Below are 12,138 nucleotides of genomic sequence, written 5' to 3' on the forward strand. Positions count from 1 at the left end.
AAATTTATTAAAATAAGCGCTAATTTTGCTTGTATGTATATATATATATATATATAATATCGATATATTTTGATAAAAGTTTTAAAATTAAGAAAAGGAGAAATACAATTAATGAAAAAATTACTAAATTTATTAAGTTTATTAATTATTAGTGGAAGTGCTGTGCCATCAGTAATTGCCGCTAGTTCTTATAAAAAACAAGAAAAAATATTATACTATAATGATGATCATAAGAAAAAATCTTTTTGAATAGATTGAGGTAAAAAACAAAAAGGTGGAATTTTATGGTTTACATTAAATTTTGGTTCAGATTTTCCATTTAATTATACTAAGTTTAAATTTTTGGGAAATGAAGAAGATTTTTTTACTAAAATGAGTTGGGGAGATACAGCTTTTGTAGGTACTTCAATTAATAGAGTAATAATTAACAATTATAATGATAAATTAACTAATTATAAAATTAATGATCCGGATGAAGCTATTAAATATATTAATAATGATAATACTATTTTAATTCAGAAAGTTAATACTACATTTATGAATGCCACTTTTAAAGCACATCATTTTTATTTTTTTACTTTTTATTGAGAAAAGAAATCACTTTTTTTACAAGCTATGTCATTTTATGATGTAGAAATTTGAGGTTCTGAATCTGGAGGAGGAATATGATTAGATATTGGAATAGGATTAAAAATATTTAATTAGAATAAAAAAGTTAATAATTTTTATTTTTATAAAATAAAGGAGAAAATAAGTAATGAAAAAAATATTAAGTATTTTAGGAATAATCACTTTAATAGGAACAAGTACAACAAGTTTAATTGCTTGTAATAAACCACAAGAATATACAAAAGAAAAATTAGAACATTTAAAAAAAGAAAACAAAATAAATACTACTAACCAAGAAATTAGAGATAATTTAGAATGAATGGCACCACAAGAATCTCCATTTAACAAAGATAAATATTATTATGTAATATGACGCGGTAATAAAAATGATAATTGAAGAATTGTTAAATTTAAACATTATAATGATAATGGCCAAAAAGTTATTGATAATTATGATATATATAAACTTATATCATCAAATGATGAAAAAAAATTATTTAATTTATTTATTTTAAAAGAGCCTGTAAGTTATTTTTGACTAAAAAAAGATGATGGAACTCATTTTAAATCAGTTTATCGTTGAAATTTAGATACACAAGAACCTACTTTAATTATTGATGATAAAGATAATGTAAAAGTTAATGGAGAATAAAAAGTTAATTTAAAATAAATGATAAAGAAATAATTGGGATTTTTATTGACCTAAATAATTATATGTTATAATTAAATTAATAAAAGTAGAGTAAGTCCCTATTTTAAAAGTAATAGGCCCAGTGGATTAGTCCAGCTTACTCTACTTTTTTTCTTTATCTTGGTTTAAATGTAATTTTAACTGGATTATCACTTTTATTGCGAATACCCAATATATTTGGATTAGATACATCTAATACAATATCTTTATTATTACCAAAATGATAAAAAGCAGAATTATTAATACCTAAAAATAATTTAGATAATAATATTTTTGAGAATCTAATTTTTAATTTTACATCATTAGTATAATATGCTTGTAAAAATGTTTCTTTAATTTCATCTTTGTCATTATTATATAACTTTGTTATTTGTAATAAAAATTTTATATAACCACTATTTTTTGTTTTATATCTATTTTCATAATTATTATGGCTTGGTAAACCATTAGTATACGCAGTAGTAAATGTTTGAATTTCATTAGTTATATTATCAGTATATAAAGTTATTGTATTATCAAAATTAACTTTATCAATTTGTGAACGGCCACCTTCTTGTAAAGTAATATTTTCTAATGAACCAAAATCATAATCACAAGTAAAACCACCACCATTTAAATTAACATTTCTATTAGGAATAAAATTCTCTATTTCAGGTGGTCCACATTCAACTTGTATACTATTAAGATTACTTATTTCTATTATTTTATAAGCATCTTGAAATTTACTGATGCTTTGAATTGTTGGGTCAATTTGTTTTAAATCAACTTCAATCTCATAATAACCATAATTAAATTCATCATTAGAAAATAAATTAACTGGAAGACCACTTTCTCTAATTCCTTTTTTACATTGTGCTGGTGCTGTAATTTTAGTTTTTAATGGTAGTACTACATCAGAAGGCATAATATCTTTGGTATACTCTGGATAGTTATATGGAACTGGCGGTAATACATATTGTGGGTAATTAAATGTTGGTATTTCATAGTAATGAGGCAATAAGAAACTAGTTTTATAATTAGTTGTCATATCACGTAAATAATTATTTAATACACTTTTTGTTTTACCTCTGAAACTCCATACAGATAAGCGTAAATAATCTTCTTCATTGTTAGTATATGGGTTATCAGCATAAAAGATAATTTCAAAATTACCTTTATATAAGGCTTGAATTGAAAACATATCAATTATATAACTACAATTTGTACCATCAGGTGTTTGTAAGAATTCGCAATCATTATCTTTTTCACTATCACTAACTGGTGTTTGAGCATCAACTGCTCTTACTAATTCATTAATTAAATAAATACGATTAGTTTTAGGGTTTAATTGTTTTAAATTATAAGTTGAATAAGTTATTCGTTTTGTTGGTTTACCATCTTTTTCAAAAACATTGCCTTGTTATTCATAAGTTAAATTTTGATCTTTACTAAATTCTTGAATACAACTATCATTATACTTACTTAAATTTTCCATATTTTTAACAACAGATTTAGTATGTTTTGGTGATACTCAATTAAATTTAATTTGTAATTCATTTAATTTATTTTCTATTGCACCTAATAATCGTAATAAATCATCTCTATCCTTACTAGCATTAGCAGATGTATATAAACAATCTTCAATATTAAACATATATTCGTCTGGATTAAATAAACTAATAAATTTATATCTCCGAATTTCATTTGTATGATTAATTCAATCTTTATTTGTAAATTCTAATTTTTCAATTAATTTATTATCTTTAAAAAAAGCAATAGCCGTAGTACCAGTTCCTGATGGGTCAATACCAATTTTTATCATTATCTTAAAAATCTTTCTTTAAATTGATTATAAAAATCTTCGCTTTGTTTTCTAATCAGAACTGGTGATAATTTTTCAACATTTAATTCTTCTTTTAATCAATTTTTACCTTTTGAAATAATATCTTGTTCTATTTTTGTATTTGTAATAAAATTTTTAATATTATTAAAATGCTGTTCACTCATTCAATTTGGATTTGAATTGTTAATAATTTCTGTTTGTTCTTTTTCTTGCTTAGAATTAATTTTACTTATTTCACTATTATCTGGGTCTAATTCTTCGGTTGGTAAACCTAATAATTTACTTAAAACATATTTAACTCCATAAGTTAATGCTGACCCAATACTTTTAGCGGGGTCAGTATTTTTCCCTGTAAAAGGTCAATAAGTTTTAATTTCTTCTGTTTCTTTACATAAAGTTAATTCCATTTCAAAATATGGTATATCATTAATTACTTTTAAAGTATCTTTCACATAACTCCAAATATATGTAATATGATGCTTTTTAAATTCTTTTTTAACTAATTCTAATACTTGTGCTTCACCAAAATAGTTATAAATTGTTCTACCATTCATTTGCATTGTTTGGTTTTTTTCTAAATATAATGATAAATCGTGTTGTATTTCACCAATACTTGCTATTAATGTTTTTTTAGTTTCTTGTGGCATTTTCTCATTCCTCTCTTTCTTGTCATATTAAAATTGCTTCTTTAATTTGTTCTAAATTTTGTTTAGTAATATCAACTTTTTCTTTAATTACTATTTTTAATTTTTTATTATCTATACAAAAGTCTTTTTCTAATAAATAATAAAGTTTTAACTGCCAAATATAGCGTTCAATATCTGTTTTCTCATTAGAACTAGTAATTTTTCAATCACATATTATATATTCATTATCAGTTGTTATTCCAATAAAATCAGTTGTCCCACACATTAAAGGACTATAAAGTGTTTTTTTAGTTTCATAATATTTAAATTTAATATCTTTAAAAGTTTCTTGATATAGTTTTCTAAAATTTTTAAATAATTCACGATGTGATTTTATTTCACAATCAATAAATTCAATTAATTCATCATCAAAATTATTTTTTATTCAAACATCAATCATATTATGTAAACATATTCCACGATTTTGTGCTAATTTTAAAATATTCTCATCAATTTGTGAAAAATCTTTTGGCACTAAAATATTAACAATTTTACTTACACTAGGTATTAAAATACTATACTTATGTAATTCATCATTAAAAATATATAAAGGTTTTAAATCTAATCTCATAAAATTGTTTCATCATTACCAATATTTTGATTATCATTATTAAATAATTCTTTTGTCTCAGATGAATTAAATTCTATTTTTTCTTGTGGTTTATCAGATTTTTTTAAATCATTATTTGTATGTAAAAATTCATAATTAGATACTTGAACTATTCAATGTATTTTATTATCCTTATCTTTAAAAGATTGTAAAACACCAGTAATTGCTATTTGACTACCTTTTTGACAATATTTTTGTAAAGTAATTGCTTGTTTATTTCAAACTTGACAAGGTATAAAATCAGTTTCTTTTTGAGTAGAATATGGCCGAGTTATTGCTAATTGAAATATGACATATTCTTTTCCATTACTTGTTTTTTTAATTTCAATATCTTTTGTTATTCTACCAATTCCAATAAATTTATTCATTATTAAATTTCCTCCAATTCCATTTCATTAATTAAATTATCGATATAGTCATAAGCACTTTCTTCTGAATGACATTTTTCTAATGCCATATTAAATAAATCATCTTCGGTATAAACATTGTTATCTTCATCTTTTCACATATTATTCACATCCTTGTCATTTTTTTATCTTCTAAATCAATAATTGTTGTTAATCATCCTTTTTTATTGTCAATATTAGCAGTAATTTTTGCTTCTTCTAATGTATAAAATAACTGTGAAGTTACATTATTAAAATTACCTAATACAAATTCCATTTTTGATATTAATAAATATCTTTTATTCATAATTTATCACCTCATAATCTGCTTCTTCATCTGCTAAATAATCACTAATTAAACTTTTAACTTCATCAATTTCATATCATTTGCAATTTAAGTCAAAATTTGTTGGCAATGAAATATTACCCACATGTCGTTCCTCATCACCAAATTTAAGATATAAATTTAACTCTAAATTATCTGAATAATCACTATCAATTTGTGCATAAATAATATCTTTATTGGTAATTTTTAATGCTTTATTACATATCATTTTTTATTTCCTCCTAATTTTGTTTTCCTAATGCTCAATGTTCATCAGTCATATCTTCAAATGATACTGATAACTTTTAAGCATTAATTCATTTAATTTATTTTCTTGATTACATTTAAAGCAATAACCTCAATATCTTTTTTTAAGACAAATTTTATTTAACTTTTTCATATAAACCTCCTAAATTATTCCTTTGATTTTTTGGTCAATTTGTAATATTTTTCAACCATCAGAAGCTAAATCTAAAATATCGTTAATTTTGTAATATTGCATATAAGAAGCAATAACATCTCATTTATCTTTAAATAAATTTAAGTACATTTTGGCTCATTCTAAACATTGCAAATCATAATGTTTTTTATGATGTGTAATACGACAATTAATAGGTTGACAATTAACTCAATAAAATAATGTTGTTATTTCATTTCAAGTTTTATTAATATATTTACTTTTATATTCTGTCATTTTTTTTCCTCCTAGTTTTAACTTGCTGGCACTCACTCCCAAGTGAAAGTGCCAAGCGAGAATTAGTTATATAAGTATTTATCTATTTACTTACTACGCCATCCGCCTCACTGGGGGTGAGCGGTGGCGATATGTTAATTGTTTGAATGTTTAATAATCCACAGTTGTTTTTTTAATATTGACGCCAGACATATATATGTCTTCCTTTATCCGTGCCCATTTGTGCTTTTGCTCTGGGATTTGACGTTCAGTTTTTAAATTAAAAATTCACTCGCATTTTAAAGGACCAAATGCTATAAAACTCCAACCAACCACACTTTTCGCAAATTTAATTGTAAAGTCACTATCTCTATTTTTATTGTCGTTTGATATTAACCTTGGACTTATCACGACTATCGCTTAGTTCTAATGAACCAGCGCCGATTTACATTTTTCCTCATACACTATTTCAGTACTTGCCTCGGCCGGCTGTGGAATAAAAACACTTAGTTATTTAAAATAACCGTTTCGCTCTGCATTAAGTTGTTTTATAAAATTTAAGTTTTAATAAACCAGTTTCATAATCAAAGATAATTTTTGAATTTTCTAGGCGTTTATAAAACCGCTTTTGTGTTTTATCTTTTACTTTATTCAATAAATCTTTATGTTTTTCACAAGTTCATAAAACTTTATTTGATAAAAATTCTTTGGTAATGAATGATATTGCTTTATAGCAATTATCAACATCACATATTGTTTGTTGCTTATTAATTTTCATTACCTACTCCTTCCTTTATTAAGTTTTTTTATTAGCAAATTAATTAACTGAAACAGAGAAAGAACAACACCTTAAAATTGGAGAAAAAACAGGTACACTTTATAAAGATTTCTAAGATATTTAATAAATGTGTAAACAACTTAAAGAGGGTATCAAAAAGTTGTAATAAAAAGTTTCTATTTTAAGAATTTAAGATGCTGTCCTTTCTCTGAATCAATTAATAATTTTGGTTTTACAAATAAAAAAACCATTTTAGTAAATGGTTTATTATTTTTATTCAATTTCTATGTATTTGTTAAAACCCTTCTTTTTTACATGCGACCATATTGTTAATGAACCTGAATCATTCCAATTCGATGGTGAATTCGCTAAAGTTGTTAAAGACTTTAAATTAGGGTTAACAGAAGGAGTTACTGGAACAGCAGATATGCTGATTTATAACTCAAAACAATTTAAGGAAATGGTTGATAAATATGGGCATACTATTGATGTAATTGATACTGAAGCAGGGGCAATTGCACAAGTTGCTAAAAAATCAAGTATTAATTATATTGCTTTAAAAATTATTTATAATAATGCATTATCACCATGAGATAATGATCCAATTCATAAATTCAAAATGTATGAAACAGTTAATACATTAAAATATTTATTAAGAAGATTATTTAACTTATTAAGTTCAAATTATATTATTGATTTATCACAATCTTCACAAGATGATTTAGATTCAATTAATGAATTATTTGAAATTAAACATGACCAATGAATTAAATTATTTAAACCAAATACACATAATGTATTATCAGGATTTGGGCCTTCATTAATGTTAGTTGATAAACAAGAAAAAACTCCTGTTGCATTAGATATTATTCAAGTAATGCGTTCAAAAACAAAAGAAGCAGAAGGACCAAGTAAAGTAATTTTAGGGGAAGATGAATGAAAAAATGCTTCTAAAAAATGATTACGTAAATTATTTTTTTAGAACAAGTTCGTGTTAATGATGATGAATTATTATGAAATAAATCAGCAAAATATGATTTAAATAATGAAAAATTATATAAAATTGAAACAGTTGCAAATGAAATTGCGGCAGCAATTGCTGAAAAATGTCAAGATAAATCATCATATACATATAATGGTGCAACAGTACAACAAAAATACTTATTAGTAAATTGTGATGCAAAAGTTTCGTTTTACATTACCCATAATCAATCACATCAATTTGTGGAAGATAAAAACTTTGGAACACAATTAGTAAGTAATGAATTTGTTAAATACTTAAATCAAGCATTGAAAGATGTTGACTCACCATATCAACAAATTGTTGTTTATATGACAATTCCAGCATTAGATTATCAAAAAATTCCAGTGTTTATTCCTTCAAACAAAGGAGCAAGCAGAAGTGTTAAATTTGGAACTTCAAAAAGCAAAAAGTTACAACGAGATTATACTGTAGTTGATATTACAAGAAATGATTATGATCCAATCAAAGTTGGTTCATTCAAAGTTACAATTCGTTTAAAAAGTGAATAATTAATAATTAATTAATTTTATTAAAAAACAACCTTTTGGTTGTTTTTTAATTTTTAAATGATGTTATACTTATTAGTAATAATTAAGGTTAAGAAAGGGCATGGAATAACGAAAAATGGTTAACGAAGAAGAAAAAAGATTAACAGCAGAAGGAGATAGTAACAACATTGGAGTTAACCCTGATAGTATTACAAACAAACCATCAGATTTTTATCCGAAAGAAAAAACAACGGAAAGAAAAACCCGTAGTCGTGAACGGATTTCACGAAAAGAATTTAATTTACGTTTTAAAGCTTATTTTAAATCACGTTTATTCCGTGATTATGCTTATATTATTTTTGCTGCTTTTTTAGGAATGGCTAGTTATGATTACTTTATTGCAGCAACAACAAGTAATGGGATTACTCCAAGTGGAATTGGAGGGATTGCCCGTGGAATTGCGGTTGGAATTTGACCAAACCAAGATCAGTTACAAATGCAAACAAGTATGTACTGAGTTTTTTATTTTGTGTTTAATATCCCATTATTTATTTTTGGCGTCATTAAAGTTGGACTTCGTTTTTCTTTTCGTACAATTGTTTATATTGGTTTGCAAAATGGTTTTCACTTTGCATTTGCTTATATCCCGGTTATTAATCCGCAAGAATTATTTTTTATTGTTAATTATAATAGTTTAAATATTTTTAGTAATTATGGTGGAATGTATCAGATTTGATTATTTGTTTTTGCAGCGGTAGCAGGAATTTTAAATGGAATTGCTTATGGCTTAGTTTATAAGGGGGGAGCATCAACAGCTGGAACTGATTTTGTTTTTGCTTATTATTCAGCTAAAAAGAAAATTTCAATTGCTAATTATAATCGAATTGTTAATTATATTATTATTGTTGTAATGTTAGCAATTCACACAACATTATTAAGTCGTAGTGAATTAACAAGTATTTATTTTGGAAAAAACTGAGCAGCAGATATTGATCAAATTCAACGCCTTGGTTTTAAAATTGATCATGGTGGTTTATATGGTAGTGATTTCACTAGTCATAAAATTAAATACTTCTTTGGTTCTGCCTTATTTGCTTCATATTTACTTGTCGTAGTACAAGCAATTACAATTGATATTATCTTCCCAAAATTTAAATATCGTAGTTTAATGATTATTACTTCAAAAGCAGATGCTATTGTCTCAGGGTTACAATATGTTCATTATCCTAATGATATTATTCGTTTACCAGCACGTGATCATTATGAAGGCAATGATCTTAATAATGAAGTGATTATTGTTTCCACCTCAGTTTTAGAATATAAGAAAATTAAAGCTGCGATTATTGTTTCTGATCCAGAAGCTAAAATTTTAGCTCATAAACTAGACAAACTTATTGCTAATTATAAAGTAGATAAATATTAATCTTTTTGTGCAATTAAATTTAATCAGACAAACCCTTTTTGTAATATTTCATAGTCATGTTTTAACATTAGTAAAATATTCTTTAACATGACTTTTTCATTTAAACTAATTCTAATATTTAATAAACTATTATAATTATCTTTACTATGATTTATTGCACTAGTTGCTAATTGGAATGATCATGTTTGGTTGGTTACTTTAATATTTGTGATCATTTTTGTTGTTGTCATATTTTCTAGAATAAGATTTTTAAGAGTTAATGTTAAATCCGCCTTAGTTTGGTCATATCAAAAAAAGTTATCAAAAATTAAGTTATTTTTTTGATATTTATTTTTTCGTGTAATTTCAAAATTTTGATCATTAAAAGAAGGAACAGTTATTGTTAAAAATAAATAACGATAATATTGAAGGTTATAAGGTTTCGGAATTAAATTTGGTTGAAGATTATCAACAACCGTAGTTGTTGCTTGATTAATAGAACCAAAGTTAAAATTATAACCGTGATATTGACCAATGATAATATTGTCATTTACTTTAAAATCAGATAAGTGTGGCAGATTATTTGGTGTAATTGTTCATTGGGAACTAATATCACTAATTGTTAATGTTTTAAAAATGGTCTTAAAGATATCATTATAGATATTAATTAATAATGTTTTATTTAAATTAATTTTAAGTTGATTAATTAATGTTTTCTGACGTTTTTTAACAAAAATTAATAAGATAAAATTTATTAAAGTTATTAGTAAAAAAACAATACCAAGAGGTAAGAAGACAGCTTTGCGCATAGTAAAATGTAGGTTATATGCTACAACAAAATTAAAAATTGTTAACAAAAAATTAAAAATTAAACTTAACAAGCATAATAGATTAATTCCTTCTCAAGCTACAATTTTATCATTCTTTTTAATAATAATTTTTTGGTAAATTTGATTAATTCTTAGTTTAATTTTTTCAATGTTTTTTTCGTTAATCATTTTGATCCTTTCATAAATAAGTTATTTTTCTTATCTTATATATGATATTATAAAATTAATTAAAAAGAAAGGGAGACCTTAAAATGAAAGATTATAATTTAATTATAGGAAGTCATGTTAGTATGAACAAGCAGCAAAATTATTTGCTTGGTGCCTTAAATGAAAGTTTAAATAATAATGCTAATGCAATGATGATTTATACAGGACCACCCCAGAATACTATTCGCGTTAGTACGGAGCAATTTTTTATTCCAGAATTTTATCAGCAATTAAAAGAACATCATTTTGATATCAATAATATTATTATTCATGCTCCTTATATTATTAATTTAGCAAACACAACTAATTCTAGTACTTTTGAAATAGCTGTTGAATTTTTTAAAAAAGAAATTACTCGTGCTGATGAAATTGGAATTAAAACAATTGTTTTACATCCTGGAAGCGCGGTTGGTGCACCAGAACAAGTTGGATTAGATCGCATTATTGAAGGATTAAATTTAGTTTTAACACCTAATCAAAAAGCAACAATTGCTTTAGAAACAATGGCTGGTAAAGGAAGCGAATTAGGAACAAATTTTGCACAACTAAAATATATTATTGATAATGTTAAATTAAATGATAAATTAGGAATCTGTTGAGATACTTGTCATATGCATGATGCTGGTTATCACTTGACAGAAGAATTAGATGATATTATTATAGAATTTGAGCAATTAATTGGTTTAAACCGGTTATTATGTTTACATATTAATGACAGTAAAAATCCTTTAAATGCCCATAAGGATCGGCACGAAAACATTGGTTATGGTTACTTGGGATTTGAAACCCTTTTAAAAATAATTTATCATCCTAAATTAGATGGGATCATTAAGATTTTAGAGACACCATATGTAGGAGAAAAGAATCATGCATTTGCTCCTTATAAGGATGAAATTGCAATGATTAAGGCAAAACACTTTACTGACCCATTTCAACAAAATGGTAAAATAAAAATAGATTTAGGAGAATAAAAATGTCCGCAAAGAAAATTATCGATAATTTGTATCTTGGTGATCGTCATAGTGTTCCACATGATGCTGCGTTAGTAATTAGTTGTGCTGAAGAAATTTATCATGAACAAATTCAAAAATATAATATTAAAAATGATAATCAAGAATATCTTTGAATTGATGACAAACATGTTTATTTTAATTTTAAAGATTATCCAACATTACAAGAATTAGATCCTAATATTGTAATTCAAGCATTAAAGATTATTGATAATAATATTAAAAATAAAAAAATTTATGTTCATTGTGTTTGAGGAATTAACCGTAGTGCATCAATTGTTTTTATGTATTTAGTAGCAAAAGGATATATTAATCATGATGACTTTGATAGTGCATTGGAGCAATTTGAACGAATTTATCCCTATATCAATCCAAATCCAGGTTGGTTTGATTTTTTGCTAAATGAGTTTCCATATAGTCATTTAATTTCGAATTAAAAAAACTAGGTAATTACCTAGTTTTTTTAACGTTTATTTTTACAACACTCACATTTTTTATTAACACAATCTGTACAAGAAATACAAATTAAGCAAGAACGACAACCAACTTTTGGTTTACTACAAGTACGACACGAAAAACAATCATGATTTTTTGCGG

Annotated in this window: 18 protein-coding genes; 7 read left to right on the forward strand and 11 right to left on the reverse strand. The window is 24.7% G+C overall.

Features of this window, described 5'->3' with window-relative positions:
• The first annotated feature begins 111 nt into the window (after positions 1 to 111).
• Both ACZ91P_RS07450 and ACZ91P_RS07455 read left to right on the forward strand, forming a co-directional pair.
• Positions 112 to 705, forward strand: coding sequence for a hypothetical protein (locus ACZ91P_RS07450; protein WP_465158730.1), 594 nt, complete (start codon positions 112 to 114; stop codon positions 703 to 705).
• A gap of 52 nt (positions 706 to 757) precedes the next feature.
• Entirely contained in the window at positions 758 to 1,261 is a 504-nt protein-coding gene (locus ACZ91P_RS07455; RefSeq protein WP_465158731.1) for a lipoprotein, read from the forward strand.
• Between the two features lie 154 nt (positions 1,262 to 1,415).
• Here the strand turns inward: ACZ91P_RS07455 and ACZ91P_RS07460 are convergent, their stop codons facing one another.
• From ACZ91P_RS07460 to ACZ91P_RS07505, 10 genes are all read right to left on the reverse strand, one after another.
• On the reverse strand, positions 1,416 to 2,480 hold the full coding sequence (locus tag ACZ91P_RS07460) for a hypothetical protein (protein WP_465158732.1): 1,065 nt from the start codon (positions 2,478 to 2,480) through the stop codon (positions 1,416 to 1,418).
• Positions 2,481 to 2,699: 219 nt separating this feature from the next.
• Positions 2,700 to 3,101, reverse strand: coding sequence for a hypothetical protein (locus tag ACZ91P_RS07465; RefSeq protein ID WP_465158733.1), 402 nt, complete (start codon positions 3,099 to 3,101; stop codon positions 2,700 to 2,702).
• The gene (locus tag ACZ91P_RS07470; protein ID WP_465158734.1) at positions 3,101 to 3,769 is read right to left on the reverse strand and encodes an ERF family protein; all 669 of its coding nucleotides are present in this window, start codon (positions 3,767 to 3,769) and stop codon (positions 3,101 to 3,103) included. Before ACZ91P_RS07470 ends, ACZ91P_RS07465 begins: the two co-directional genes overlap by 1 nt.
• Complete coding sequence (locus ACZ91P_RS07475; RefSeq protein WP_465158735.1) at positions 3,753 to 4,379, reverse strand: hypothetical protein; 627 nt, start codon at positions 4,377 to 4,379, stop codon at positions 3,753 to 3,755. The genes ACZ91P_RS07470 and ACZ91P_RS07475 overlap by 17 nt, the downstream gene beginning before the upstream one ends.
• Complete coding sequence (locus ACZ91P_RS07480) at positions 4,370 to 4,786, reverse strand: single-stranded DNA-binding protein (RefSeq protein ID WP_465158082.1); 417 nt, start codon at positions 4,784 to 4,786, stop codon at positions 4,370 to 4,372. Before ACZ91P_RS07480 ends, ACZ91P_RS07475 begins: the two co-directional genes overlap by 10 nt.
• A gap of 2 nt (positions 4,787 to 4,788) precedes the next feature.
• Entirely contained in the window at positions 4,789 to 4,926 is a 138-nt protein-coding gene (locus ACZ91P_RS07485; protein WP_465157738.1) for a hypothetical protein, read from the reverse strand.
• A 177-nt stretch (positions 4,927 to 5,103) separates the two neighbouring features.
• Positions 5,104 to 5,358, reverse strand: a complete 255-nt coding sequence (locus tag ACZ91P_RS07490) for a hypothetical protein (protein ID WP_465155631.1) — start codon at positions 5,356 to 5,358, stop codon at positions 5,104 to 5,106.
• Between the two features lie 27 nt (positions 5,359 to 5,385).
• Positions 5,386 to 5,529, reverse strand: a complete 144-nt coding sequence (locus ACZ91P_RS07495) for a hypothetical protein (protein ID WP_465158736.1) — start codon at positions 5,527 to 5,529, stop codon at positions 5,386 to 5,388.
• Positions 5,530 to 5,538: 9 nt separating this feature from the next.
• Positions 5,539 to 5,823 carry a hypothetical protein gene (locus ACZ91P_RS07500; protein ID WP_465158737.1) on the reverse strand — a complete coding sequence of 95 codons (285 nt, stop codon included), beginning with the start codon at positions 5,821 to 5,823 and terminating at the stop codon, positions 5,539 to 5,541.
• Positions 5,824 to 6,340: 517 nt separating this feature from the next.
• Entirely contained in the window at positions 6,341 to 6,580 is a 240-nt protein-coding gene (locus tag ACZ91P_RS07505) for a hypothetical protein (protein ID WP_465158738.1), read from the reverse strand.
• A gap of 259 nt (positions 6,581 to 6,839) precedes the next feature.
• Between ACZ91P_RS07505 and fib (ACZ91P_RS07510) the strand changes: the two genes are divergently transcribed.
• From fib (ACZ91P_RS07510) to ACZ91P_RS07520, 3 genes are all read left to right on the forward strand, one after another.
• Positions 6,840 to 7,562: a cytoskeletal motor fibril protein Fib gene (gene fib, locus ACZ91P_RS07510; protein WP_465158739.1), complete on the forward strand. Its 723-nt coding sequence runs from the start codon at positions 6,840 to 6,842 to the stop codon at positions 7,560 to 7,562.
• A gap of 29 nt (positions 7,563 to 7,591) precedes the next feature.
• Positions 7,592 to 8,113, forward strand: a complete 522-nt coding sequence (fib, locus tag ACZ91P_RS07515) for a cytoskeletal motor fibril protein Fib (RefSeq protein WP_465158965.1) — start codon at positions 7,592 to 7,594, stop codon at positions 8,111 to 8,113.
• Between the two features lie 115 nt (positions 8,114 to 8,228).
• On the forward strand, positions 8,229 to 9,515 hold the full coding sequence (locus tag ACZ91P_RS07520; RefSeq protein WP_465158740.1) for a YitT family protein: 1,287 nt from the start codon (positions 8,229 to 8,231) through the stop codon (positions 9,513 to 9,515).
• Here the strand turns inward: ACZ91P_RS07520 and ACZ91P_RS07525 are convergent.
• Entirely contained in the window at positions 9,512 to 10,492 is a 981-nt protein-coding gene (locus ACZ91P_RS07525) for a hypothetical protein (RefSeq protein ID WP_465158741.1), read from the reverse strand. The two genes, ACZ91P_RS07520 and ACZ91P_RS07525, sit on opposite strands and share 4 nt — an antisense overlap.
• Before the next feature lie 83 nt (positions 10,493 to 10,575).
• Between ACZ91P_RS07525 and ACZ91P_RS07530 the strand changes: the two genes are divergently transcribed.
• Together ACZ91P_RS07530 and ACZ91P_RS07535 are read left to right on the forward strand one after the other, a co-directional pair.
• Complete coding sequence (locus ACZ91P_RS07530) at positions 10,576 to 11,502, forward strand: deoxyribonuclease IV (protein ID WP_465158742.1); 927 nt, start codon at positions 10,576 to 10,578, stop codon at positions 11,500 to 11,502.
• Between the two features lie 2 nt (positions 11,503 to 11,504).
• Positions 11,505 to 11,978, forward strand: a complete 474-nt coding sequence (locus ACZ91P_RS07535) for a protein-tyrosine phosphatase family protein (protein WP_465158743.1) — start codon at positions 11,505 to 11,507, stop codon at positions 11,976 to 11,978.
• Positions 11,979 to 12,138 lie beyond the last annotated feature (160 nt).

The organism is Spiroplasma endosymbiont of Halictus nicosiae, assembly GCF_978018445.1.